Annotated in this window: 20 protein-coding genes; 8 read left to right on the forward strand and 12 right to left on the reverse strand. The window is 73.4% G+C overall.

Translation table 11 applies throughout. The annotated features are described in order from the left end of the window. Positions 1 to 23: 23 nt before the first annotated feature. The 4 genes from O7634_RS26970 to O7634_RS26985 form a co-directional block, all read right to left on the reverse strand. Entirely contained in the window at positions 24 to 818 is a 795-nt protein-coding gene (locus tag O7634_RS26970; RefSeq protein ID WP_278152926.1) for an ABC transporter ATP-binding protein, read from the reverse strand. A gap of 4 nt (positions 819 to 822) precedes the next feature. Continuing rightward, the gene (locus O7634_RS26975) at positions 823 to 1,827 is read right to left on the reverse strand and encodes an ABC transporter substrate-binding protein (RefSeq protein ID WP_278152927.1); all 1,005 of its coding nucleotides are present in this window, start codon (positions 1,825 to 1,827) and stop codon (positions 823 to 825) included. A 23-nt stretch (positions 1,828 to 1,850) separates the two neighbouring features. Beyond that, the gene (locus tag O7634_RS26980; RefSeq protein ID WP_278152928.1) at positions 1,851 to 2,840 is read right to left on the reverse strand and encodes an ABC transporter permease; all 990 of its coding nucleotides are present in this window, start codon (positions 2,838 to 2,840) and stop codon (positions 1,851 to 1,853) included. 269 nt (positions 2,841 to 3,109) lie between these two features. Further along, positions 3,110 to 3,826 carry a cupin domain-containing protein gene (locus O7634_RS26985; protein WP_278152929.1) on the reverse strand — a complete coding sequence of 239 codons (717 nt, stop codon included), beginning with the start codon at positions 3,824 to 3,826 and terminating at the stop codon, positions 3,110 to 3,112. A 93-nt stretch (positions 3,827 to 3,919) separates the two neighbouring features. Between O7634_RS26985 and O7634_RS26990 the strand changes: the two genes are divergently transcribed. From O7634_RS26990 to O7634_RS27000, 3 genes are all read left to right on the forward strand, one after another. Further along, positions 3,920 to 4,987, forward strand: coding sequence for a LacI family DNA-binding transcriptional regulator (locus O7634_RS26990; RefSeq protein WP_278152930.1), 1,068 nt, complete (start codon positions 3,920 to 3,922; stop codon positions 4,985 to 4,987). Continuing rightward, on the forward strand, positions 4,984 to 6,003 hold the full coding sequence (locus tag O7634_RS26995) for a phosphotransferase (RefSeq protein ID WP_347404286.1): 1,020 nt from the start codon (positions 4,984 to 4,986) through the stop codon (positions 6,001 to 6,003). Before O7634_RS26990 ends, O7634_RS26995 begins: the two co-directional genes overlap by 4 nt. Positions 6,004 to 6,081: 78 nt before the next feature. Continuing rightward, positions 6,082 to 6,567 (forward strand): GNAT family N-acetyltransferase, encoded by a 486-nt coding sequence (locus O7634_RS27000; RefSeq protein ID WP_278152931.1) that lies wholly within the window; start codon positions 6,082 to 6,084, stop codon positions 6,565 to 6,567. A 240-nt stretch (positions 6,568 to 6,807) separates the two neighbouring features. On the opposite strand, the gene O7634_RS27005 is transcribed toward O7634_RS27000, so the two are convergent. Both O7634_RS27005 and O7634_RS27010 read right to left on the reverse strand, forming a co-directional pair. Then, a complete protein-coding gene (locus tag O7634_RS27005; RefSeq protein ID WP_278152932.1) occupies positions 6,808 to 8,109 on the reverse strand; it encodes an MFS transporter in 1,302 nt (433 codons plus the stop codon). 80 nt (positions 8,110 to 8,189) lie between these two features. Next, a complete protein-coding gene (locus O7634_RS27010) occupies positions 8,190 to 8,750 on the reverse strand; it encodes an NAD(P)H-dependent oxidoreductase (protein ID WP_278152933.1) in 561 nt (186 codons plus the stop codon). A 137-nt stretch (positions 8,751 to 8,887) separates the two neighbouring features. Here O7634_RS27010 and O7634_RS27015 point away from each other — a divergent pair, with 137 nt between their 5' ends. Further along, positions 8,888 to 9,361 (forward strand): MarR family transcriptional regulator, encoded by a 474-nt coding sequence (locus tag O7634_RS27015; protein WP_278152934.1) that lies wholly within the window; start codon positions 8,888 to 8,890, stop codon positions 9,359 to 9,361. Between the two features lie 35 nt (positions 9,362 to 9,396). Here O7634_RS27015 and O7634_RS27020 read toward each other — a convergent pair whose 3' ends face one another. From O7634_RS27020 to O7634_RS27040, 5 genes are all read right to left on the reverse strand, one after another. Then, a complete protein-coding gene (locus tag O7634_RS27020) occupies positions 9,397 to 11,136 on the reverse strand; it encodes an IucA/IucC family siderophore biosynthesis protein (protein WP_278154093.1) in 1,740 nt (579 codons plus the stop codon). Positions 11,137 to 11,237: 101 nt separating this feature from the next. After that, a complete protein-coding gene (locus O7634_RS27025) occupies positions 11,238 to 11,831 on the reverse strand; it encodes a GNAT family N-acetyltransferase (protein WP_278152935.1) in 594 nt (197 codons plus the stop codon). Continuing rightward, the gene (locus O7634_RS27030) at positions 11,828 to 13,105 is read right to left on the reverse strand and encodes a SidA/IucD/PvdA family monooxygenase (protein WP_278154094.1); all 1,278 of its coding nucleotides are present in this window, start codon (positions 13,103 to 13,105) and stop codon (positions 11,828 to 11,830) included. The genes O7634_RS27025 and O7634_RS27030 overlap by 4 nt, the downstream gene beginning before the upstream one ends. A gap of 62 nt (positions 13,106 to 13,167) precedes the next feature. Then, positions 13,168 to 14,706 (reverse strand): aspartate aminotransferase family protein, encoded by a 1,539-nt coding sequence (locus O7634_RS27035; RefSeq protein WP_278152936.1) that lies wholly within the window; start codon positions 14,704 to 14,706, stop codon positions 13,168 to 13,170. 4 nt (positions 14,707 to 14,710) lie between these two features. Continuing rightward, positions 14,711 to 15,742 (reverse strand): ABC transporter substrate-binding protein, encoded by a 1,032-nt coding sequence (locus O7634_RS27040; RefSeq protein ID WP_278152937.1) that lies wholly within the window; start codon positions 15,740 to 15,742, stop codon positions 14,711 to 14,713. A 166-nt stretch (positions 15,743 to 15,908) separates the two neighbouring features. On the opposite strand from O7634_RS27040, the gene O7634_RS27045 reads away from it, so the two are divergent. Genes O7634_RS27045 through O7634_RS27060 form a run of 4 tightly spaced genes read left to right on the forward strand, consistent with a single transcriptional unit; the run spans position 15,909 to position 20,840 of the window. Continuing rightward, positions 15,909 to 16,922: an iron chelate uptake ABC transporter family permease subunit gene (locus O7634_RS27045; protein ID WP_278154095.1), complete on the forward strand. Its 1,014-nt coding sequence runs from the start codon at positions 15,909 to 15,911 to the stop codon at positions 16,920 to 16,922. Then, positions 16,919 to 17,947, forward strand: a complete 1,029-nt coding sequence (locus O7634_RS27050) for an iron chelate uptake ABC transporter family permease subunit (RefSeq protein WP_278152938.1) — start codon at positions 16,919 to 16,921, stop codon at positions 17,945 to 17,947. The genes O7634_RS27045 and O7634_RS27050 overlap by 4 nt, the downstream gene beginning before the upstream one ends. 29 nt (positions 17,948 to 17,976) lie before the next feature. After that, a complete protein-coding gene (locus O7634_RS27055; protein ID WP_278152939.1) occupies positions 17,977 to 18,789 on the forward strand; it encodes an ABC transporter ATP-binding protein in 813 nt (270 codons plus the stop codon). After that, positions 18,786 to 20,840 carry a penicillin acylase family protein gene (locus O7634_RS27060; RefSeq protein ID WP_278152940.1) on the forward strand — a complete coding sequence of 685 codons (2,055 nt, stop codon included), beginning with the start codon at positions 18,786 to 18,788 and terminating at the stop codon, positions 20,838 to 20,840. The genes O7634_RS27055 and O7634_RS27060 overlap by 4 nt, the downstream gene beginning before the upstream one ends. A 72-nt stretch (positions 20,841 to 20,912) precedes the next feature. Here the strand turns inward: O7634_RS27060 and O7634_RS27065 are convergent, their stop codons facing one another. After that, positions 20,913 to 24,620 carry a S8 family serine peptidase gene (locus tag O7634_RS27065; RefSeq protein ID WP_278152941.1) on the reverse strand — a complete coding sequence of 1,236 codons (3,708 nt, stop codon included), beginning with the start codon at positions 24,618 to 24,620 and terminating at the stop codon, positions 20,913 to 20,915. Between the last annotated feature and the right edge of the window lie 14 nt (positions 24,621 to 24,634).

The following is a 24,634-nucleotide window of genomic DNA, read 5'->3' on the forward strand; positions in this document are numbered from 1 at the left end:
GTGCTGGTCGTGCCGATCCGCGCTCAGTGGTTGGCGGCCGCGCTGCCGAGCAACCCACGCAGGTCGGTGGCGAGCCGGTCGAAGCGGGGGTCCGACATCACCCGCGCGTAGTCGCGGTGTGCCGGCAACTCGACCGGGAAGGTGCCGATGATCCGGCCGGGACGGGCGCTCATCACCACGACCCGGGTGCCGAGGAAGACCGCCTCGGCGATGGAGTGCGTCACCAGCACCACGGTGGTGCCGGTCTCCCGCCAGATCCGGTGCAGTTCGGCGTTCATCTGCTCGCGGGTCAGCGCGTCCAGGGCGCCGAACGGCTCGTCCATGAGCAGCACCGGTGGCGAGTGCAGCAGCGCGCGGCAGAGCGCCACCCGCTGCTGCATGCCGCCGGACAACTCGTGCGGCAACGCCTTCTCGAAGCCGGTCAGCCCGGTCATCGCGATCAGCTCGTCCGCCCGGCGGGCCGCCTGCGCCCGGTCCATGCCACGCATCTCGGCCTGGAGCAGGATGTTGGCCCGCGCGCCGCGCCACTCGAGCAGCGCGGCCTTCTGGAAGACGAAGCCGATGTCCTTCTGCGGGCCGCGCACCGGGCGGCGCAGCAGCGAGACGTCCCCGGTCGTCGGCTTCACCAGACCCGCGACGATCTTGAGTAGGGTGGACTTGCCGCAGCCGGACGGGCCGACGATCGAGACGAACTCGCCGGGCTCGATGTCCAGCGACACGTCGTCGAGCGCCGTGGTCTGCGACCGGCGGGTGGTGAAGCGTACTGTCACGCCGGACATTCCGATGGCGGTGCCGGTGGCGGCCGGCGCGGCGGTCACCGGGTCACCCCTGCGCCGCGTACGAGGAGTCCCAGTACGCGTTGGGCGCGCCCGGGTCCTTCAGCTCCGCGTAGCGGGACATCAGGTCGATGGTCTCGGTCCACTGGGCCTCGGTGTTCACCCCGGGCGGGCCGTCGCCGCCGAGCAGCGGCAGGTTGAGGGTGAGCTGCTTGGTGAGGACCTCGGGCGCGGGCTCGTTCTCGGCGAGGGCGGCCATCGCGCTCACCGCGCCCGCCGGGTCGCGGGCGGCGTCGGCCCACGACTTCTGGGTGGCCCGGACGAACTTGCGGGCCACCTCCGGATCCTTCTGCAGGGTCTGGGTGTTGGCGATCAGGCCGGTGCCGAGCAGGTTCATCCCGTAGTCGGCGAAGAGCAGCACGTCGACCTTCTTGCCGGTCTTGCTCTCGATGGTCGGCGCCTGGTCGTGGAAGAAGCCCATGATGGCGTCGACCCTGCCCTCGGCCAGGGCCGCGATCTTGCCGGCGGCGTCGACGTTGACGACCTTGACGTCGTCCTTCTTCAGGCCGTTCTTCTCCAGCCAGGCCGGAAATGTCGCGTAGAGGGCGTCGCCCGGGGTGCCGCCGACGGTCTTGCCCTTGAGGTCCGCCGGGGTCTTGATGTTCTTCTCGGTGAAGAACTCCACCGAGGACGGGCCCTTCTCCAGGTACGCGCCGAGGCTGCGCACCGGCATCCCGCTGGCCACCGACTTGAGCAGCACCGGGCTGTCCGCCCAGCCGAAGTCGGTCTGCTTCTGGGCGACCTGCTTGACGGTGTTGCCCGAACCGTTGCCGGGCAGGATCTTCAGCTCGATGCCCTCGGCGGAGTAGTAGCCCTTCTGTAGACCGTAGTAGAAGGGGGCGTGCTCACCGTAGGGCACCCAGTTGAGGGTGAGGGTCACCTGCTTCCTGCCGTCCGTGCCGGTCGGGCCGGCGGAGTCGTCAGCGCCGCAGCCGGTGGCGGCGAGGAGCAGGGCGGCGACGGCCAGGATGGTGGTGGCGGTGCGTTTCATCGGTGCCTCCGTGATGGGGTCGGTCAGGAGGTGGTGAGGGACACGCCGGCCCGACGGCTGGCGTGCCACGGGATGAGCAGCGCCTCGGCGATCTCGACGAGGACGAACAGGACGATGCCGATGGCGGACATCAGGATCAGGTCGGCGAAGAGCAGCGGGGCGTCGAGGTTGCCGTTGGCCAGCAACAGGACGTAGCCGAGCCCTTCGCTGGCGCCGACGAACTCGCCGACCACGGCGCCGACCACGGCGAGGGTGACGGCCACCTTGAGACCGGCCATCAGGTGCGGCAACGCGTTCGGAAAGCGGATCTTGCGGAAGGTGCGCCACCGGCCGGCGCCCATCGTGGCGGCGAGGTCGAGCAGCTCCGGGTCGGTGGAGCGCAGCCCGGCCACGCCGGAGATGACCACCGGGAAGAACGCGATGAGCACCGCCAGGATGATCTTCGGGGTGAGGCCGAGGCCGAACCAGACCACCAGCAGCGGCGCGATGGCGATCTTCGGGATGACCTGTGCGAACAGGACGATCGGATAGAGCGCCTTGTCCAGCGTGCGGGAGTAGGCGATGGCGACGGCGGTGGCCAGCCCCAGCGCGGCGGCCAGCACGAACCCGAGCACCGTCTCGTAGAGGGTGACCAGCGTGTGCCGGGCCAGCTCGGACCACTGCCCGGTCATTGTCTCCCCGACCTGGCCGGGCGTCGGCACCAGGTAGTTCGGCACGTACTCCCGGGCGGCCACGAACCACCAGACAGCGAAGACCGCCGCCAGCACCAGGCCCGGACGCCAGAGCGAGTCGGCGAAGGCCACTGCCCGGCGACCGAGGGTGGGTCGGGGCGGGCGGCCACCGCCACCGGACGGCGGAACGGCCACACCGGACGGATACGGGCCGCCGACGCGAGGCGACGCCTCGGCCGATCCGGGCGACGATTCAGCCGTGGCGGCCGAGTCGGCTGCCTGATCGCCACCCGCCTGGTCGGCGGCGCGCCGGCCCGCCGTGTCCAAAGAGTTCTCGGTCACGCGAAACCTCCTCGGGTCCGGCACGGCGCTCGCAAGCCGGGCCGGTCGGCGGATCAGGCAAACGCTTTCCTGGAGCGTAGGCGGCGCCCAGACGGCAGGCAAGGCCTTTCCTCGATCTATTCGTCGCCGGGCGTGGCGTCAGATGACGGGACTCCCGAGGTCAACTCGGCTTCCTGGAAACCGCGCCATTCCGGCCCCGAGGACACCCCGACTTCCCTGATCCCGAGTGGACCATGACCGGCACGGTCCGAAGAGGACCAGAGCCGGGATCAGCCGGCCGCCGGATAGGTGTCGAGCAGGCCGCACATGCCCAGCCGACCGCGCTCGACCGGCGCGTCCACCGCGTAGACGCCCGCCGCGCCCAGGTATGCGGAATCGCCGCGCGCCAGGGCGTCCAGCTGCGCGCCGGTGTCGGCCGCGGCCCGACCCGCGCCGTCCGCCCAGCGCCGCCGCCACGCGGACAGCAGCGGCTGGCGCAGCGCCACCGCCGCGCTGTGGAACGCGGCCAGCGCCGCCGGACCGCCGGCCCGCAGCGCCTGGAAGCCGGTCACCGCGAGATCCCGTCGACGGTACGCCGTCCGCACGTCCGACCCCGGCGCTCCCCCGGCCGGCAGCGCCGCCGCCCGGGCGTACGCCTCGGGGTCGGCGAGCACCTCCGGCGGGAAGGTCAGCACCGCGTCGCCGGCCTCGGGCAGGCCGCTGTTCTGCATGAGCACCACGATGGACAGGTCACCGCCGTTGACCAGGCGGTGCACGGTGCCCGGCTCGAACCACACCACGGCGCCCGGACGCAGCGGGGTCTCCCGGAAGCCGGCGGCGCCGAGCGTCTGCACCGCCCCCTCGCCACCGGTCACCACGTACCCCTCGGTGCAGCACAGGTGCACGTGCGGGGTGCCGCCGACCACGCCGTCCGGCGCCTCGGTGTCGTAGACGCGCAGCCGGGACACCCCCACGCCGCCGGGCAACACCGCGAAGCGATCGGACACGGCCGGGCCTCCCTGCGGGAAAGGGCTTTCTCTGCGGTACCGTGACGCTAGCCGGCACGACGAAACGCCGTCAACAGACCGAGGGGGCGGGCTATGGCGACCCTGTCCGATGTGGCCCGCCGCGCGGGCGTCTCACCCGCCACCGCCTCCCGGGTCATCAACGGCAGCAGCAAGCCGGTCACCGACGAGCTGCGCGAGCGGGTGCTCGCGGCCGTCGCCGAGTTGCAGTACGTGCCGAACGCCCACGCCCAACTGCTGGCCCGCTCGCACCGCAGCGCCGTCGGCGTGATCGTGCACGACGTCTCCGACCCCTACTTCGCCGAGATCACCCGAGGGCTGCAACGGGTCGCCACCGACCAGGGCCGGCTGCTGATGATCTGCAACAGCTACCGGGACCCGGACCGCGAGCTGGAGTACGTCGAGCTGCTGCGCGGCCACCAGGTGGCGGCGCTGATCCTGGCCGGCTCCGGCTACCACGACGAGGCGTTCACCAGGCAGCTCAACGAGAAGCTCGCCGCGTACGGGGCCACCGGTGGCCGGGTGGCGGTGATTGGCCGACACGAGCACTCCGGCGACGCGGTGATGCCGGACAACCGCACCGGCGGCTACCTCGCCGGGCGCGAGCTGTGCGGGCTGGGGCACCGGGCCATCGGGGTGGTAGCCGGCCCGCGCATCCTGACCACCACCACCGACCGGTTGGCCGGGCTCCGGCAGGCGCTCGCCGAGCAGGGTCGCGAGCTGCCCGAGCGACGCATCCGGTACGCGGAGTTCGACCGCGACGGCGGCGCGGAGGCGACCGCCCGACTGCTCGACGCCGACCCGGAGCTGACCGCGATCGTGGCGCTCAACGACTCGATGGCCATCGGCGCGCTGGCCACGTTGCGCACGCGGTCGCTCGCGGTGCCGGGGCAGGTCTCGGTGGTGGGCTTCGACGACATGCCGATCGCCCGGGACGTCACCCCGGCGCTGACCACGGTGCGGCTGCCGCTCGTCGAGATGGGCGTGCGGGCGATGTCGCTGGTGCTCGGCGCGGAGGCCCCGGTGCCCCGGGTCGAGGTGCTCCCCGCCGAGCTGGTCCGGCGCGACACCGCCGGGCCGGTAGCGCCCACCGCCCGTGCCGGCGCGACGCCACGCCCACGAAGGGGGAAGGCGACCGCGTGATCGAAGCCAGTCCGACCCAACGGGACATCACCAGCGCCGACGTGCGCCGTCTGGTCCACACATCGTTCGGGCCGCAGGTCCGGGTCCGCGACACCGGCGCACTGACCGGAGGTGGATTCGCCACCGTCTGGTGGGCGTTGCTCGACGACGGCCGCCGGGTGGTGGTGAAGGTCGCTCCCCCGGCCGGTACGCCACTGCTGCGCTACGAGCGCGGGCTCTGCGCGGCCGAGGCGGACTACTTCCGGCTCGTCGCCGAGCACGCGCCGCAGGTGCCGGTGCCGACGGTGCTGCGGCACGACGCCGACCCGGCGTACGGCGAATGGTTGGTCACCACGATGCTGCCCGGCCGGTCGCTGGCCGACCTGGCCGGGACGGACGTCGCGCTCGACGACGCCCCGGCGCGGCACGACCTCGGGGCTGCCCTGGCCGTCTTGCACCGGATCACCGGCGAACGGTTCGGCTACGACGGCGACCGGGCGGCCGGGTCGACCTGGCGGGCGGCGTTCACCGCGATGCTCGACGCGCTGCTCGCCGACGCGGCCGACTGGGACGTCCGGCTGCCCTTCCCGCCGGACCGTCTGCACGCGCTGGTGGATCGGCACGCCGACGTGCTGGACGAGGTGCGCCGCCCGGCGCTGCTGCACTTCGACTGCTGGGACGGCAACGTGCTGGCCGCGCCCGACTCCGACGGTCGGCTGCGGCTGTCCGGCCTGGTGGACGGTGAGCGGTTCCTCTACGGCGATCCGCTGCTGGATCTGGTCTCGCCGTTGCTGTTCCGCCGCGCCGAGGACGAGCCGGAGCATCCGTTGCTGCGCGGCTACCGCTCGGCGGCCGCCGAGCCGCTGCTGCTGGACGCCTCGGCCCGCCGCCGGTTGGGTCTGTACCGCCTGCACCTGTACCTGTTGATGACGGTGGAGATGCCGAGCCGTGGCATGACGGCGCGCAGCCACCCGGGGCGGCACGCCCGGCTGGCGGAGCTGCTGGACCAGGAGCTCGCCGCGCTCGGCGCGGACTGACGGCCGGCCCGGCCACCGTCTGGACGCACCCGGGGATAACCGATTGTCCGGGGTCCATACCGGGCTTAACCTCCCCGCGTGCTGATTCGGAAGTTCGTCGACCGGGACTGGCCGCAGGTACGGCCGATCATCGAGGAGGTGATCCGGGCCCAGGAGACCTTCACCTACGACCCGGCGATGACCGCCGAGCAGTCGTACGCCGTCTGGGTCGAGGCGGCGCCGGGCCGGACCGTCGTGGCGGTGGCGGGCGAGCGGGTGCTCGGCACCGCGAAGATGGGCGTCAACCGGCCGGGCCCGGGGGCGCACGTCGCCACGGCGAGCTTCATGGTCGCCGCGGACGCCCGGGGCCGGGGCGTCGGCACCGCGCTGTGCCGCGACGCCGTGACCTGGGCCCGCGAGCAGGGGTACGCGGGCATGCAGTTCAACGCCGTCGCGGAGAGCAACAGCTCAGCGGTGCGGTTGTACCGGCGGGAGGGCTTCACGGTGATCGGCACGGTGCCGGGCGCGTTCCGGCACCCGACGCTGGGCCGGGTCGGCCTGCACGTCATGTACCAGGAGTTCTGACGGCCCGACTCGGCGCACGTGGTTCGCGGCGGGCGGGCACAGGATGTGGTCGGACTCCTGTCGAGCTGCCCCAGGAGTGGGGCAGGCCGTCCGTCGCGGCCGGCGGAAGGCTGCGGGCCGGGTGACACGCCTACGGCGGATATCTGGCAGGCCACCGGTCCCGGCCTGCCCCACATCTGGGGCAGCTCGACAGGCCGTGGGGTCCGAGGGGCCGCGCCACCGACCGGGCGCGGTGCCGGCTCAAGCCGTCGAGGACTGGCTCGCCGGTGGCTGACCAACCTGACCCACCACCGCCGGGGCGGGCGGACCGGGCGGCTGCGCGCCGGCGCGGCGGATCGGGGTGACGAGGCCGGCGACGGCGACCAGCAGGCACCCCGCTCCGGCCGCCAGCGTGACGGCGGCCACCCCGAACCGGGCGGCGGCCCAGGTCAGCACGACAGCGCCGGCCGGACCGAGCGCGTAGTGCGTGCTCCAGAACGCGGACGTGACCCGGCCGAGCAGGTGGTCGGGGGTGATCTCCTGGCGCAGTGACATCGAGCAGATCCCGCCGACGCTGAGGCAGCAGAGGTACACACCGGTCAGCGCGGTGACCGCCGGCACGCTCGTGGCGATGCCGACGCCGGCCACCGCGACACCGCAGACGGCGTGGGCGCCGATCCAGGTCGCCCCGAATCCGCGTCGTCGGCGCAGCGGGGCCACCAGCAGCGCGCCGGCGACGGTGCCCAGCGCCGCCAGGCCGAGGACGGCGCCGACGGTGCCCTCGGAGCCCCCGAGATCGTGGGTGACGTGGTAGATCAGCACGTCGGTGAAGCCGTAGGTGAGGAAGATGAAGACCGACAACAGCACGGTCAGCGCGCGCAGCACGGGCTGTCGCCACAGGAACCGCGCCCCGGCGAGGAACTCGGCCACCGGGCGCTCCCGGGGCGCCGGGGCGGCATCGGCCGGTCGCAGCCGGATCAGCCACAGCCCGGCGGCGGAGAGCGCGAAGCTCGCCGCGTTGACAGCGATGGCGGTCGCCGGGCCGAAGCGGGCCGCCACCACCCCGGCGAGCAGTGGCCCGAGGACGGCCGCCGCCGCGAAGGTGGCCTGCAACCGGCCGTTGGCCTCGGTGATCCGGTCCCGGTCGACGAGGTTGCGCACGGCGGTCACCGCGGCGACCTGGAAGACCATGCCGGCCGCCTCGCAGACCGGCAGCACGACGAAGAGCAGCCACACCTGCGGGCCGGCGAGCCAGGCCAACGGCACCACCGCGTAGAGCGCCAGCCGGATCAGGTCCGCCACGATCATCAACGTTCGGCGGTCGTACCTGTCGACGAGCACCCCACCGAAGATCCCGGCGACGACGGACGCCGCGCCGGCCACGGCGGTGAGCAGGCCCATCCGCGCCACCGAGCCGGTCGCCTGGAGCACCAGCAGCGGCACCGCGAGATAGGCGAAGGAGTCGCCGGCCGCCGAGAGCGACTGCGCGATCCAGTACGTGCCGAAGGCACGGTCCCGCCACAGCGGGACGCGCCGGTCGTCGGCGGCGGTCGGCGTACTCATCGCAGTGGATGGTGGCACGACCGGAAAAGCGCGGAAACGGCCGCGGGTCGTCCCGCGGCCGTTTCCGAAGGGCGGAAGGCTCAGGCCTTGCGCAGCGGGGCGAGCGCGCCGCTCCAGGCGACCAGCTGGTCGAGGGTGGTGTTCAGCGCGTCCTGCTGGAACGGGCCGGGCTTGAAGGTGCTGAAGTTCTCGAAGTCGGTGAAGAGCGACAGCGCGACCTGCGACCGCACGTCGGCCATCTGCAGCTCACCGGCGATCAGACGCAGGTGCTCCACGGCACGCGCGCCGCCCACCGAGCCGTAGCTGACGAAGCCGACGGCCTTGTTGTTCCACTCGGCGTACAGGAAGTCGATGGCGTTCTTCAGCGCGCCGGAGGTGGAGTGGTTGTACTCGGGCGTGACCATGACGAAGCCGTCGAACGAGGCGATCGTCTCGGCCCACCGCTTGGTGTGCGGCTGGGAGTACTGGCCCATCGAGGGCGGGTACGCCTCGTCGAGGTGCGGCAGCTGGTAGTCGAGCAGGTCGATCAGCTCGTACTCCGCGTCGTCGCGCTGCTTGGCGATCTCCAGCACCCAGCGGGCGACGGCCTCGCCGTTACGCCCCGGACGGGTGCTGCCGAGGATGATTCCGATCCTGGTCATGGTGGCGCCCTTTCAGAAGTCCGTGCCTGACGGGCAGAACGCTAACCGGTTCTTGATTGGTCAAGCAAATACCCACGCTATGGTCGTTGTCACACGCAGAGTAAGCATTTGCTCAGTCAAGCAAGTATGATATGGGGATGTCCAACCCCTCCGCAGCCACTCCAGAACCCCTCACCCCGGACGAGGAGGCCCTGGTCCGCGCCCTCGGCCAGGTGATGTACGTGCTGCCCCGCACGATCGACGCGGACATGGTCGGTGACCGTCAGCTACCACTGACCGAGTACACCGCCCTGATGAACCTCTCCGAGGCGCCGGACCGACGGCTGCGCATGCACGAGCTCGCCGCGCTCTGTTACCTCTCGCTCAGCGGGATGACCCGCACGATCATCCGGCTGGAGACGCAGGGCCTGGTCAAGCGGGAACGCTGCGAGGAGGACGCCCGCGGCTGGAACGCCGTCCTCACCGACGCCGGTTTCGCCCGCCTGGAGGAGTCCTGGCCGAGCCACCTGGCCGCCGTACGCCGCCGGTTCCTCCAGCACTTCGAGGGTCACGACCTGGCCCGGCTGGCCCAGGCGTTCCGGCAGGCCGGCGCGGCACAGCGGAACGACTGAGCCGCGCCGGCACAGCCGGCCGCCGACCCGCGCGCTCAGCGCGCCGGGGCGTGCGCGGCCAACGGGTTGGTGAGGGTGCCGACGAACTGGAGCGCCGCCGAGGGGTCGGCCAGGTCCACCATCTGCTGGTTGTTCCGCAACTGGAGCCGGTTGAGGCAGGACAGCGTGAACTCCGGGGCGAACAGGTCGTAGTGCCGGACCCGCTCGGCCAGGTGCGGCACCCGGTCGAAGTAGTCGGCGGCGCAGGCCGCCGCCATTCGCCACAGGTCGTCCGCGCCGATCACGCCGGCCTCGACCAGGACCGCGTTGAGGTGGCGCAGGAAGCAGTCCACCACGTCGGTGAAGATGGTCAGCAGCTTGGTGTCGTCGGGCACCTCGACCCGGATCCGCTCGACCGCCTCCGGCAACTCGACGTCGGCGCTCATCACCGCGATCTCCTCGGCGATGTCCTTGAAGATCACCCGCTCGACGGTGTCCGACTCGTCGAGGACGAGGATGACGTTCTCGCCGTGCGGCATGAACGCCAGGTCGTAGGCGTAGAAGCTGTGCAGCAACGGGGTGAGGTACGCGTCCAGGTAGCGGCGCAGCCACGCCTCGGGGGTCAGCCCGGACCGGGCGATCAGCGCCGCCGCCAGCGACTCGCCGTCAGCGTCGACGTGCAACAGCGCGGCCATGGTGGACAGTCGACGCCCTGGGCCCAGGTCGGGCACCGGGCTCTCCCGCCACAGGGCGGCCAGCATCTTGCGGTACGGGGAGGTGCGGTCGGTCGCGGCCTCGTACCGCCGGTGCCGGTAACCGACGGCGGCCCGCTCGCGGATCACCGTCAGGCCGGTGCCGGTCAGCACCTCGTCGCCGGCGATCAGGTCGGCCAGCCAGTCGTTGATCGCGGGGGTGGCCGCCATGTACGCGGCCGACAGCCCGCGCATGAAGCCCATGTTCAGCACCGACAACGCGGTCTTCACGTAGTGCCGGCGCGGCTCGCTGACGTTGAAGAAGGTGCGGATGGACTGCTGGGCGAGGTACACGTCCGGCCCGGGGCCCAGGTGCACCAGCCGGCGCTCGGCCAACTCCCCGGCGAAGGTGACCGCCAGCTTGTTCCACCACTGCCACGGGTGCGCCGGGATCAGGTGATAGTCGGCCAGGTCCAGGCCGAGATCGGCCATCGTGGCCGCGAACCGGGCCCGGGTCAGCGCGTCCAACTCGCCCTCGATGAGCGTGTCGTAGTCGAGGTCGGCCGCGCTGCTGAACACCGAGTGGTCGCGGTGGGCGGCCAACCACTCCAACCGGACCGGGGCGGCGGCCTCCGGGGCGTACCTGTGGTACTCGTCCAGACCGAAGCCGAGCCGACCGTTGTTGGCCACGAAGCAGGGGTGGCCCTCGGTCATCGACGTCTCGATGGTCTGGAAGTCCGCCGCGGCCAGCTCGGCGGCGCTCGGCGCCGCCTGGGCCAGCTTGTACGCCGTTCCGGCCAGCGTCGAGGTGATCTCCTCCAGGTAGACCGGGAGCACCTGCGCGGAGAGCCCGAGACTGTCGCGCAGCTCGGTGATCAGGTCCACCGCGTCCGGGGCGAGCGGGACGCCGTCGCGGTGCCGGGTGATGCTGTCCGCGTCGATCTGCCAGTGCTGCAGGGCGAGCACCCGCGCGGCGAACCGGTAGCTGACGGTGCCGTCGTCGCTGCGGACCTCGTACCACCGCCGGTCGTCGGGGCCCGGCATGGGCTCCGGGGTGAGCAGCCGCTCGTGGCTGAACTCGGCGAGCGCCTTGCGGACCAGCAACCGGTTGGCCCGCGCCCAGCGCTGCGGGGTGAGGTGGCCGACCGGGCTGCCGGCGGCGGGCCCGGTGGTGACGGACGTCGGGGTGGGGACGGCGGTGACGGTCACGCCGGGGCTCCTTCGACTCGGGCGGCGGTGGCAGGCCCGACGGCGGCCTGGAACTGCGCTCTGGTGCAGACGCTGAGCAACGCGTCCTTCTCCGGCTTGGTGATCGGGCCGACGACCTCGAAGCCCACGGCCGCGTTCAGCGCGTGGACCGCGGTGTTGCGCACGTCCGGCTCGACCACCACCCGCGCGGTCGCCGGGTCGGCGAACAGCCAGGCCATGACGGTGCCGATCACGGCCCGGGTGAACCCGTGCACCGGGGCGTCGACGGGCGCGCAGAGCAAGTGCATGCCCACGTCGCCGGGCTGGTGGTCGTACAGTCCGACCAGCTCGACGTGGGCCGGGTCGTAGCGTTCGGCGAGGAAGGCGGGGCTCCCCCGCCACAGCCCGAGGTACGCGTCGTGGTGCGGGTGCGCGGCGATGCGCCGGTACTCCTCGCGTACCCGGGCCGGGTCGGCGTCCTGCATCAGCCAGAACGCCGCCTTCGGGTGGGTCACCCAGCCGTGCAGCAGCGCCGCGTCGGCGTCCGGGTCGAGCGGGCGCAGCGCGAACGTTCCGAGCCGGTCGTCGACGCGGGTGAAGACGGCGTTCACGACGGGACCCCGAACTCCTGGAAGGTGATGCTCTTCTCGATCGGGTAGTGCTCGCGGCCGAGGAGTTCGGCGATGATCCAGGAGTTGCGGTACGCGCCCATGCCCAGGTCCGGTGAGGTGATGCTGTGCGTGTGGGTGCCCGCGTTCTGCAGGAAGATGCCCCGGCCGCCGTGGTCGATGCTGTAGTTGCGGGCCACGTCGAAGCGGCCGTGCGCGTCCCAGCGGATCCGGTCGCGCACCCCGTCGAGGAACGCCGGCACCCGGTAGCGGTAACCGGTGGCGAGGACCAGGCCCTCGGTCCGCAACGTGACGTCGCGCTCCTGCTCGACCTGCCGCAACCCCAGCGTGTACTCCCCGTCCCGGTGGTCGGCGCTGACCAGCTCGGTGTTGGTGAGCAGGCGGGTGTTCACCGGCCCGTTGACGCTGAGCGCGTAGAGCGTGTCGTAGATCTCGTTGATCAGGTCGGAGTTGATCCCCTTGAACAGGCCCTTCTGCGCGGACTCCAGCCGGTAGCGGGTCGCCTCGGGCAACGCGTGGAAGTAGTCCACGTAGTCCGGTGAGGTCATCTCCAGCGTCAGCTTGGTGTATTCGAGCGGGAAGAACCGTGGCGACCGGGTCACCCAGGTGAGCTGGTAGCCGTACCGGTCGATGTCGCCGAGCAGGTCGTGGTAGATCTCGGCGGCGCTCTGCCCGCTGCCGACCACTGTGATGCTGCGCTTGGTCCGCAGCGCCGTGCGGTGCTCCAGGTAGCGCGAGTTGTGCACGGCGTCGCCGGGCAGCTGGGCGACGGCGTCCGGCAGGTGCGGCGGGGTGCCGGTGCCGAGCACCAGGCGCCGGGCCCGGTACGCCACCGTCTCCCCCGCGCCGGTGCTGGCCCGCACCACGTACCGGTCGTCGGCGGCGTCGTACTCGACGGCGGTCACCGTCTGGCCGAAGCGCAGGTTCGGCAGCTTCGCCGCCGCCCACCGGCAGTACGCGTCGTACTCGCTGCGCAGCGGGTAGAAGCTCTCCCGGATGTAGAACGGGTAGAGCCGGCCGATCTCCTTGAGGTAGTTGAGGAACGAGTACGGCGACGTCGGGTCGGCGAGGCTGACCAGGTCGGCGATGAACGGGGTCTGCAACCGGGCCGACTCCAGCAGCATGCCGGGGTGCCAGGCGAGACTCGGCCGGGCCTCCAGGAACACCCCGTCCAGCTCGTCGATCGGCGCGGTCAGACAGGCCAGACCCAGGTTGTACGGGCCCAGTCCGATGGCGATGAAGTCGTGGGTGGACATCGGGGTCTCCAGACGCGGGTTGGTGCGCACCGGCGTCAGCCGACGGGGCAGGTTCATCGGCGTCAGCCGACGGGGCAGGTCAGGGCGGCGGTGTGGTCGTGCACGTACCGCCCGGCGTGGGTGGCGATCAGGTCGAGCACGTAGGCGACGTCGTCGCCGGTGGTGGCCGGGTTGAGCAGCGTGAACTTGAGAAAGTGCCGGCCGTCCACCCGGGTCCCGGCTACCACGGCGAGACCGGATGCCGCGAGGGCCTCCCGGGCGTGCAGGTTGGCCGCGTCGGCGAGCTCCCGGGCGGGGCCGGTGGGCAGGTAGCGGAAGACCACGGTGCTCAGTTCGGAGCGCGTCACCACCTCGAAGCGCGGGTCCTCGTCGACCAGCCGCCAGGCGTCGGCGGCCCGGTCGACGACCTCGTCGAACAGCCCGCCGAGCGCGTCCGGGCCCAGTACCCGCAGGGTGAGCCAGAGCTTCAGCGCGTCGAAGCGTCGGGTGGTCTGCAGGCTCTTGTCGACCTGGTTGGGGATGCGCTGCTCCACCATCCGCGCCGGGTTGAGGTAGTCGGCGTGGTAGGTGGCGTGCCGCAGCGTCCGTCGATCGCGGACCAGCAGCGCGCTGGAGCTGACCGGCTGGAAGAACGACTTGTGGAAGTCGACGGTCACCGAGTCGGCCCGTTCGATGCCGTCGAGCAGGTGCCGTCGCGTCGGCGAGACGAGCAGACCGCAGCCGTACGCGGCGTCCACGTGCAGCCAGACGCCCGCCGCCGCGCAGATCCCCGCGAGGTCGTCCAGCGGGTCGATCGAGCCGAAGTCGGTGGTGCCGGCGGTGGCGACGACGGCCATCACCACCAGCCCGGCCTGACGACAGCGGACGATCTCCGCACGGACGGCGTCCGGGTCCATGCGCCGCCGCGCGTCGGTGGGCACCGCGACCACCGCGTCCGGGGCGAGGCCGAGCAGCTTCGCCGACTTCTGCACGCTGAAGTGACCGGCGGCCGAGGTGAGCACGCGCAGCCGGGGCAGCAGTTCGGCGCGCGCCGCCGGGCCGATCGCGTCGACGCAGGCCTCCTCGCGGGCCAGCAGCAACGCCTGGAGGTTCGACTGGCTGCCACCGCTGGTGAAGACACCGTCCGCGAGGGGGCCGAGGCCGATCCGCTCGGCGGTCCAGTCGATCAGCCGCCGCTCGATGAGGGTGGCCCCGGCGCTCTGGTCCCAGGTGTCCAGCGAGGAGTTGACGGCGGTGAGCACCGCCTCGCCGAGCAGCGCCGGGATGGCCACCGGGCAGTTGAGGTGGGCGAGGTAGCGGGGGTGATGGAACCAGACGGCGTCGCGCAGGTAGACGGTCTCCAACTCGTCCAGCGCCGCCCCCGCGTCGCCGAGCGGGCGGTCCAGGTCCACCCGGTCGACCAGCGGGGCCAGCTCGGCGGGGGTGATGCCGGTGCCGGGGCGGTCCACCGCGGCGACCCGGCGGGCGACCCGCTGCACACCGTCGGCGATCGTCCGGCGGTACTGCTCGACCGAGCCGTCGTGCAGGAGCTGGGCCATGGCGGCGGCGGTGGACGCCGTCGCCGGCGCGGTGGTCTCGACCGGGTACGTCGGCACAGTCATGGCGTCAGCTGACCTTCTTCGCGTTGCGGATGGCGGTGGCGAGGTTCTCCAGCAGCGGGGCGGCGCCGGCGTACGAGAAGCGGGGCACGGCGTCCCACGGGGTCACCTGGTTGGCCCGGACCGCCGGCAGTTGCTGCCAGGTCGGCTTGGCGGTGAGGTCCTTGGGTTGCAGCGCGGTGCCGCGGTTGTCGAGCAGGATCAGGTCGGCCGGGAACTTGCCGGCGCTCTCCCAGCTCAGCGCCTCGAAGTAGTCGCCGGCCTCGAGCTTGGTCGGGACGACGATGTCGACGCCCAGCTCGGCGAAGTACATCAGGTCGGTGCTGACCTTCGGGTTGGAGACGTAGAAGAGGTCGGGGCTTCCGGAGCAGGCCATCACAGTGATGCCGGGGTTGGCCTTGACCGCCTGCCGGACGGCCTCGGCGGCGGCCTCGAACCGGGCCTTCGCGTCGGTGACCTTCCTCGCGGACAGGTCCGCGCCGAGCGACTCGGCCAGCGCGGCGTACCGCTCGATGGGCTTGGTCATCGGCACCCGGGCGGTGGTGATCGCCACACTGGGCGCGAGCGGAAGGATCTTGGCTTTGCTCTCGTCCGGCACGTACCAGAGCGCGTCCGGGTCGTACATGTGGGTGACCAGCAGTTCGGGGCGCAGCGCCGCGTACTTCTCCAGGTTGAACTCGCCCCACACGTTGCCGAGGATCTCGACGGCCTCGACGTCCAGGTCGCCGGCCTGCGGGTCGGCGGTGCCGTCCGCGCGCCTGGTTTCGCCGAAGACGCCCACGAGCTGCTTGTCCAGACCGAAATCGACCAGGGCGGCCGCCACGCCGGTGAAGGCCACCACCCGGGTGGGACGAGCCTTCGCCTGCGCCTTCGTCGCGCGGTCGTCGGTGAACGACCACGGGCCGCTTCCGTTGCCGGTGGCGGGCTTCGGGGCGTCGTCGGCGCCGCAGGCCGCGAGCAGGGTGGCCAGCGTGGCGGCGCCGCCGGCGGCCAGCAGGCCGCGACGGGAGAGGCGACGGGCGGACAGGGCATCGGGCATGACGGTGTCTTTCGATCAAAGGTGGGCCGGGGTCGACCGAGGCAGCGGGGTTAGGTTAGCCTAACCTCGGTCATTGTCAACAGCGGACCGCCGAGTCACCACCACCCCGGAGCCCACACTGGACGCCACACAGACCGTCACCGGACCGACACCACACGCGTCGGTCGTGGGCGCCCCTCCGACCCGGCGCGATCGTCGTACCCCGCGAGCCGTCGGTCTGGTCGCCGCCGTGGCGCTGCTCGCGGTGGTCGTGGTGCTGAGCGTCGCGATCGGCGCGAAGGCCATGCCGCTCGCCGACGTCTGGTCCGGGTTGCTGCACCGCGACGCCGCCGAGTACGCGGTGGTGCACCGGATGCGCCTGCCCCGCACACTGCTCGGGCTGCTCGCCGGCGCCGCGCTCGGCGTGGCCGGCGCGGTGATGCAGGCCCTCACCCGCAACCCTCTCGCCGACCCCGGTCTGCTGGGCATCAACGCCGGGGCATCCGCCGCCGTCGCCACCGCCGCCGCGTTCCTGGGCGTCACCGCCATCGGCGGGTACGTCTGGTTCGCGCTGCTCGGCGCGGCGGTGGTGACCGCGCTGGTGTACGTCGTGGGCGGTGGGCGGGGCGCGACCCCGGCGCGCCTGGCGCTGGCCGGCGCGGCGCTCAACGCCACCCTCTACTCGTACGTGAGCGCGGTGATGCTGCTCGACACCGCCTCGCTGGAGCGGCTGCGGTTCTGGACGGTCGGCTCGCTGGCCAGCGCCGACGGCGCGACGGTGACCCGGGTCCTGCCGTTCATACTGGTCGGCCTGCTGGTGGCGCTCGGCGCGGCCCGCCCGCTGAACGCGCTCGCGCTGGGCGACGACGCGGCCCGCTCCCTGGGGGCCCGACCCGCGCTGATCCGCGCCGCCGTGATCGTCGCGGTGACCCTGCTGTGCGGGGCGGCGACCGCCGCGTGCGGGCCGATCGTCTTCGTCGGGTTGCTGGTGCCGCACCTGGTCCGCGCCCTGACCGGGCCGGATCTGCGCTGGCTGCTGCCGTACTGCGCGGTGCTCGCGCCCGCGCTGCTGCTCGGCGCGGACGTGCTCGGCCGGGTGCTGGGCCGCCCCGGCGAACTCCAGGTCGGCATGGTCACCGCCGTGCTGGGCGGTCCGCTGTTCCTGTGGCTGGTCGGCCGCGCGAAGGTGGCCCACCCGTGACGGTCCTGCGTACCCCCGGTGGGTTGTCGCTGCGGTTCCGGCCCCGCGCCCTGGCCGTCGGCCTGGGCGCGGCGCTGCTCGCGGCCGGGCTGGGCCTGGTGGCCCTGGGCAGTGGGGACTACCCGATGGGGCCGGCCGACGTGCTGCGCGCCCTGACCGGCGGTGGGGGCCCGGCGGAGCAGTTCATCGTGCGGGAGCTGCGGCTGCCCCGGCTGGTCACCGCGGTGCTGGTGGGCGCCGCGCTGGCGCTCGCCGGCGCGGTCTTCCAGTCGCTGGTCCGCAACCCGCTGGGCAGCCCGGACATCCTGGGCTTCACCCAGGGCGCGACGGCCGGCGCGCTGGTGGTGGTCGTGGTCGGTGGCAGCAGCCTGGCGCTGGCCGGCGCGGCGGTCGTCGGTGGGCTGGTCACCGGCCTGGTGATCTACGCGCTCGCCTGGCGACGGGGCGTGCACGGCTACCGGCTCGTGCTGGTCGGCGTCGGCGTGTCGGCGATCCTGACCGGCGTCAACGGCTACCTGCTCACCCGGGCGCCACTGATGGACGCCGCCCGCGGGGTGCTCTGGCTCACCGGCAGCCTGGACGGGCGGGGCTGGGCCAACGCCGGGCCGCTGCTCGCCGTCCTGCTCGTGCTGGCGCCCCTGGTGCTGGTGGTCTGCGGCCCGGCGCTGCGGATGATGGAGCTGGGCGACGACACGGCCGGCGCCCTGGGCGTGCCGGTGCGCCGGCTGCGCCTGGCGCTGCTCGCCGCGGCGGTGCTGCTCGTCGCGTTCGCGGCCGCCGCCGCCGGACCGGTGTCGTTCGTCGCGCTCGTCGCGCCGCACCTGGCGAAACGGCTGACCCGGGCGCCCGGCCCGAACCTGCTGCCGTCGCTGGCCGTCGGCGCGGCGCTGCTGGTCGGCGCGGACCTGCTGGCCCAGCGCGCGTTCGCCGGGCACCAACTTCCGGTCGGTGTGGTGACCGGCGTGCTCGGCGGCGGCTACCTGGTCTGGTTGCTGGCGACGCAACGCCGGGCGGGCCGGCTGTGACCACCACTGACGCCTCACAAGGAGCTTCGATGCGACCCGGCGGAACCCGGCTCGGCGGCACCGCGCTGACCCTCGCCTACGACCAGCGCACCATCACCGAGAACCTGACGGTGGCGGTCCCGGACAACTCGTTCACCGTGATCATCGGGCCGAACGCGTGCGGCAAGTCGACGCTGCTGCGGGCGCTGGCGAGGATGCTGCGTCCGAGCGCCGGCGCGGTGCTGCTGGACGGGCGGGACATCCACCACCAGTCGGCCCGCGCCGTGGCCCGTACGCTCGGCCTGCTGCCGCAGTCGTCGATCGCCCCGGACGGCATCAGCGTCGCCGAACTGGTCGCCCGGGGCCGCTACCCGCACCAGGGGCTGCTGCGGCAGTGGTCCCGCGAGGACGAACGGGTGGTGCACGAGTCGATGGCCGCGACGGGCGTCGACGACCTTGCCGACCGGCCGGTGGACGAGTTGTCCGGTGGGCAGCGGCAGCGGGTCTGGATCGCGATGGCGCTGGCCCAGCAGACCCCTCTGCTGCTGCTCGACGAGCCGACGACCTACCTGGACATCGCCCACCAGATCGAGATCCTGGACCTCTGCGCCCGCCTGCACGAGGAGCAGGGCCGCACCCTGGTCGCGGTGCTGCACGACCTGAACCACGCGGCCCGCTACGCCACCCACCTGATCGCCATGCGCGACGGGCGGGTGGTGGCCGCCGGGGACCCGGGGTCGGTGGTCACCGCCGACCTGGTGGCCGAGGTGTTCGGGTTGCCCTGCCGGGTGATCGACGACCCGGAGACCGGCACCCCGCTGGTCGTCCCCGCCGCCCGCCGACGCGCCACCACGCCGGCATGAGCGCGCGGCGTTTCCGCGACGCGTGGGGCGTCCCCCACCTGCGCGCCGACGACCCGCTCGCGCTGGCGGCGGCGCAGGGCCGGGTGACCGCGTACGACAGGGCCTGGCAGATCGAGGTGGAGCGGCACCGCGCCCGGGGCACCAGCGCGGCCTTCCTCGGCGTGGACGCGCTCGGCTGGGACCGGTTCGTCCGGCAGGTACGCCTCGACGACACCGCACGCCGCTGCCACGCCGCGCTGGACCCGGCGACCGCCGAGTGGGTGGGCGCCTACGTGGCCGGGGTCAACGCGGGGCTCGACGCGGGCGCCGCCCGGTCGCCGGAGTTCGCCGCGACCGGGCTGACTCCGGGCCGGTGGGAGCCGTGGACGCCCCTCGCGGTCTGGCTGGGCCACCACATCCTGTTCGCGGGGTTCCCCGGCAAGCTCTGGCGCGAGCACGTGGCACGGGTGCTCGGGCCGCAGGCCGTCGACCTGTTCGCCACCGACGGCCCGGCCGTCGCCGGCAGCAACGGGTGGCTGCTCGCCGCCGAGCGCACCGGCACCGGCGGCGCGCTGCTCGCCGGCGACCCGCACCGGTTCATCGAGGTGCCCGGCGTCTACCAGCAGATCCGGCTCTCCTGCCCGGAGTACGACGTGGTCGGCCTGGCGGTGCCGGGCGTGCCGGGCATCGCGCACTTCGGGCACACCGGCGGCGTGGCCTGGGCGATCACCAACGCGATGGCCGACTACCAGGACGTGTACGCCGAACGGCTGCGCCGCGACGGCTCCGGGGTGTCGGCGTTCGGCCCGGACGGCTGGCGGCGGGCGCACCGCCACGTCGAGACGGTCGAGGTGGCCGGGGCGGACCCGGTCGAGGTCGAGGTGGTCGAGACCGACCGGGGTCCGGTGATCGCCGGCGGGCCGGACGACGAGACGGCCCTCAGCCTGCGCTACCCGCCCCGGGTGCGCGGCGACCTCGGGTTCGCGACACTGCCGGAGCTGCTGCGCGCCCGCACCGTCGCCGACGTCGACCACGCGCTGCGGCACTGGGTGGAGCCGGTCAACGTGGTGCAGGCGGCGGACACCGCGGGCGGGCTGCTGCACCGGGTCGCCGGCGCGGTGCCGATCCGGCACCCGGAGAACGGCCGGCGGGTGGTCCCCGGCTGGGACACCACGTACGACTGGCGCGGCTGGCACGCCCCGCTGCCCCGGGCCGAGGTGGCCGGTCGGGCGGTGATGGCCAACGAGCGCGGGCTGGCCGCCGCGCTCGGGGTGGAGTTCGCCGCACCGCACCGGGCCCGCCGCATCGCCGAGCTGCTCGACGCCCGGCCGACCTGGACCGCCGACGAGTTGACCGCCGTGCACACCGACACCCACCTGGGTTCGGCCGGGCCGCTGCTGGCGCTGCTGGCCGAGGCGACAGGGCTCGGCCCGGCCGCCGCCGCGCTCCGCGAACGGCTGTCCCGCTGGGACCGCCGGATGAGCGCCGACAGCACCGACGCGGCGGCGTACGCCGAGCTGCGGGCCGCTGTCGTACGCCGGATCGCCGCGCACCCCGCGCTGGCGGCGCTGGCCGAGACGCCCGCGTACCCCGAGGTGTTCGCGCCCTGGATGGCACTGACCCCACGGGTCGGCTTCGCGCTGGAGCACCTGCTCGGCGCGGCCCGGCTGCCCGGTGTGGACCTCGCCGCGGTGGTGGTCGCGGCGACCGAGGAGGTCGCGGCGGCCGGGGCCGGGCAGGCGCCCTGGGGCGACGTGCACCGGCTGACGCCGTGGCGGGCCCTACCCGACCCGGACGCCGCGCCGGGCCCCCGCCTGGACGGCGACCAGGACTGCGTGTTGGCCACCTCCAGCGTGCCCGGGGTCACCCACCTGTGCTTCCGGGGGCCGGCGGCGCGGTACGTGTGGGACCTGGCGCGACGCGAGGACAGCCGCTGGGTGGTCCCGTCGGGAGCGAGCGGGGTGCCGGGCGACAGGCACCACGACGACCAGCGCCCGGCGTGGGTGGCCGGTGAGTTGCTGCCGGTGGTCACGGACTGGGACCGCCTCGTCGAGGAACCGGACCAGGACTGAACCGGCCGACACCACGACGGCCGCCGGCCGGGACGCCCGCGGCGCCCCGGCCGGCGGCCGGTCCCGATGGCGTCAGCGCAGACCGAACGCCCGGGTGATGCGCTGGTCGACGGTGTTGCCGGCGGCGTCCCGCGCGGTGACGCGCAGGCTGACGAAACCGGCCTTCGCCGGTGCGGCCAGCGTGCTCCGCCAACCGTCGCCGTGCCGGGTCAGCCGCTGCCGCTGCCAGGTCGTCCCGTCGTCGTAGGACACCTCGACGGTGACCGCACCCACCGTGCCCGGCACGTCGGGCAGGTGCGAGGCGGCCACCGTCAGCGGGGCACGCCGGGACGCCTTCCCGTCCCGGTCGAGGTCCACCCGGTAGTCGAGCTGGATCATCGGCAGCACCTCCGCCGACTCCTCCCCGGTGGCCGCCGAGCTGAAGCCCCACTCGGTGCGGGTCTGCCGGGAGTACGGGTTGGTCCAGGCCGCCCTGTCGTTCTCCACCACCAACCGGTACGGCAGGCGCTGCTCGGCCAGACCGGCCACCTGGAGGTACTCGGCGTTGCCCCACTTCAGCTCGCTGTCGCCCTGGTACAGGGTGGTCCGGTTGACCATGTCGAAGTTGGCGTACGCCTCACCGACGTGGCCGCCACCGTCACCCCAGCCGGGTGCCGGCAGGTAGACGGTGTCCCGGTACCGCACGGGCGTGTAGCTCCCGCCCATCCGGGGGCGCTGGATCGGCCCGAACCAGGTGACGCTGCTGGTCCTACCGGCCGGGTACTCGGTCACCCCCATCAGGTGCTGGCCGGTCTCCCCAACGATGTACGCGTCGTCGACCCAGCGCTGGTCGGCGCTCACCCAGTCGGTCCGCCGACCCTGCGCCGGGGCGGGCTCCTGGTTGCTCGACGCCCAACCCCGCCAGACGTCGGTGCGGAACTCCAACGCCTTGCCCGGCCGGTAGTTGCGGAACTCGACGTCCACCCGGGCCAGTTGCCGCTTCGCGGGCCGGTAGGTGGGATCGGTCGGCACCGCGCCGGCCCAGTGGTGCGCCACGTCGTACAGGTAGTCGGTCTCCGGGTGCGACTCGACGGTCAGCCGTACCGGGCCGCGCCCGAGGGCCGCGATGAGCTGGTCGCCCTCGTCCGCGCCGACGGTGGCGACAGTCAGCGGGGCGGGGCTGTCCGGGTCCCAGGCGAACTCGTCCCACGGCTGGAGACGCCCGACGCCGTCGTTGACCACCAGCAGCAGCGTCGCGCCGGCCGCGGCGGCGGCCCGCGCCTGGGCGGCGATGTCCACAGTGTCGCTGCGCCGGACCACCACCGCCCGGCCCCGGACCGGCCGCTCGGCCAGCGCCGTCGCCTCGGCGACGTAGACCGCGTCGAGCCGGTGGCGACCGGCCGGCAACGCCGGGGTCGCCCGCTTCACCAGCAGATCGTCGTACGACCGGCCGCCCGCGCTGACGGTGAGCGCCGGCTGCTCCAGCCGCCACCGGGCGCCGAACTCGAACTCGCCGTCGGTGACCGCACGGCCCGTCGGCAACGCCCACATGCTGTCGTACGAGTCGTCCGGCAGCACCTGGCTCTCGGTGAGGCTGGCCCCGGTGGACCGGTGGATGTCCATCCGCAGCGAGGTGGCGGTGGACTCCTGCGGGACGACGGCCCGCACCTGCCGGGCGGCGCGCGCGTCCAGGGTGACGGTGCGGTCCCGGTCCAGGTTGACGTCGACGAAGCTCAACATCGCCATGCCCTTGGAGCGCGGTCCGTGCGCGCCGCGTACGTCGGCGGAGATCCAACCGGACCAGCTCGCCACCGGCAGCCGCAGCGTCGCGGTGCCGCTCTCCGGCAGGTCCACGGCGGTGAACAGGCCGTCGGTGGTGAGGATGACCTTGCCGACGAGCGGCTTGCCGTCGCGGTCCTTCGCGACCAGCGTCAGGTTCTGCCGCTGGCCCTCCTTACCCGCCCCGATCAGGGTGCGCCCGCGCACCGTTCCGGTGTCGTCGGTGGCGACCACCATGCCGCTGACCTGCTTCTCCACCGGCAGCTTGTCGTACGCCGCGGTGAGGGTGACGGTGGCGGCGCCGTTCGCGGGCACGGTGACGGTGCCGGCGGAGAGCGCGAAGAGGCCGGCCGGCGCGGTGGCGGCGTCGACGGTCAGCGTCAGGGTGACCGGCGCGCCGCCGACGTTGGTGTAGGTGACCGTCCGGTCGACTGTCGTCCCCGGCTGGTGCGGCCAGCCCTGGAAGCCGGAGTAGGCGCTGGGCGTGGCGAAGACCGTGGCGCGCGCGGCGGCGACCGCGTCCACCCGGCCGGCGCCCGCCTGGTACGGGGTGTACCCGGGGGTGGCGGTGACCGTGCTGACCAGCGCCTCCTTGATCCGCTGACCGGTCCAGTCCGGGTGCGCGGCGGCGACCAGCGCGGCGGTGCCGGCCACGTGCGGGGTCGCCATCGACGTGCCGCTCATCAGCGTGTAGTCGCCGGAGCCGCCGCGCACCAGGTGCGAGCGGGCGGCCAGGATGTCCACGCCGGGCGCGGTGATCTCCGGCTTGAGCCCACCGTCACCGGCGCGCGGGCCCTGGCTGGAGAAGTCGGCCAGCCGGTCGGCGGAGTCGACCGCGCCGACGGTCAGTGCCGAGTTCGCGGCACCGGGGCTGCCGATGCTGGCCGGGCCGCTGTTGCCGGCCGCGATGACGAAGAGAGCGCCGGTCTCGGCGCTGAGCCGGTCGACGGCCTGGCTCATCGGGTCGCTGCCGTCGGTGGCCTGACCGCCGAGGCTCATGCTGACGATGCGGGCCTTCCGCTCCCGGGCCGCCCACTCCATGCCGGCGATGATCCAGGAGTCCTGCCCGCTGCCCTCGCTGTTGAGCACCTTGCCGATGTGCAGTCGGGCGCCGGGCGCGACGCCCTTCTCGACGCCGTCGGAGGCCGCGCCGGTGCCGGCGATCGTCGAGGCGACGTGGGTGCCGTGCCCCTTGTAGTCGAGGATGTCGGGCTCGGACGGCACGAAGCTGGCGGACTCGGCGATCTGACCGGCCAGGTCCGGGTGCTCGGCGTCCGCGCCGGAGTCGAGCACCGCGACGTCGACACCGGCGGCCGTGTTGCCCTCGGCCCACAGCGTCGGCGCGCCGATCTGCGCGGTGGAGTCGGCCAGGTCGGCGCGCACCCGGCCGTCCAGCCACACCTTGGCGATGCCGTTGGCCAGGGTCGGCGCGCCGGCCGTACGCCGGGTCGAGCCGGCGGTGAGCGCGGTCCAGAACCGCTCGGCGGTGGCCCGCTGCCGGGTCAACGCCGCGCCCCGCACGCTGTCCAGGGGCCGGACCAGCTCGGCGCCGTCCACAGCCGGGCGGGTACGCGCCCGCGCCGCCGCCTCGGTCATGGTGACGATCAGCGGCAGCGCGTCGGTGTGCGCGTCGTCGTAGCCGTCGGCGATGAGGTCGGTGACGTTGAACAGCCGCCGGTCCAGCACCCCGCTCGTGACGTACGACAGCGCGCTGCCCGGGTAGACGTAGGTGTCGCCGTCGAGCACGGTCCGGTGGAAGCTCGGCGTGCTGCCGTCCGGCCGGCGCACCGTCGAGACGGTGCTGCCGTCCGAGGCCGTGCTGACCGTGACCGTGTCACCGGTGATCAGGGTGACGGTCGAGGCGCGTCCGGCGGCGGCGGGCGGAATACCGACCGGGCGCTGCGGGCTGGTGGGCGGGGCGGCGGCCGCTCCCGCGGCGGGTGGGGTGAACCCGGCCGCCAGGGTGAGGGCGGCGCCGAGGGCGATCAGCCCGGTGCGGCGACGCCGGTGAGACAGAGCCACGGTGACCTCTTTGC

Origin of the sequence: Micromonospora sp. WMMD1120, from assembly GCF_029626235.1 — a bacterium.
GTDB lineage: Bacteria > Actinomycetota > Actinomycetes > Mycobacteriales > Micromonosporaceae > Micromonospora.

Excerpts from the sequence above, each read along its gene's own strand:
- O7634_RS26975 (WP_278152927.1), bottom strand. The coding sequence starts at position 1,827 with ATGAAACGCACCGCCACCACCATCCTGGCCGTCGCCGCCCTGCTCCTC.
- O7634_RS26990 (WP_278152930.1), top strand. The coding sequence starts at position 3,920 with ATGGCGACCCTGTCCGATGTGGCCCGCCGCGCGGGCGTCTCACCCGCC.
- O7634_RS27005 (WP_278152932.1), bottom strand. The coding sequence starts at position 8,109 with ATGAGTACGCCGACCGCCGCCGACGACCGGCGCGTCCCGCTGTGGCGG.
- O7634_RS27010 (WP_278152933.1), bottom strand. The coding sequence starts at position 8,750 with ATGACCAGGATCGGAATCATCCTCGGCAGCACCCGTCCGGGGCGTAAC.
- O7634_RS27015 (WP_278152934.1), top strand. The coding sequence starts at position 8,888 with ATGTCCAACCCCTCCGCAGCCACTCCAGAACCCCTCACCCCGGACGAG.
- O7634_RS27030 (WP_278154094.1), bottom strand. The coding sequence starts at position 13,105 with ATGTCCACCCACGACTTCATCGCCATCGGACTGGGCCCGTACAACCTG.
- O7634_RS27035 (WP_278152936.1), bottom strand. The coding sequence starts at position 14,706 with ATGACTGTGCCGACGTACCCGGTCGAGACCACCGCGCCGGCGACGGCG.
- O7634_RS27040 (WP_278152937.1), bottom strand. The coding sequence starts at position 15,742 with ATGCCCGATGCCCTGTCCGCCCGTCGCCTCTCCCGTCGCGGCCTGCTG.
- O7634_RS27055 (WP_278152939.1), top strand. The coding sequence starts at position 17,977 with ATGCGACCCGGCGGAACCCGGCTCGGCGGCACCGCGCTGACCCTCGCC.
- O7634_RS27060 (WP_278152940.1), top strand. The coding sequence starts at position 18,786 with ATGAGCGCGCGGCGTTTCCGCGACGCGTGGGGCGTCCCCCACCTGCGC.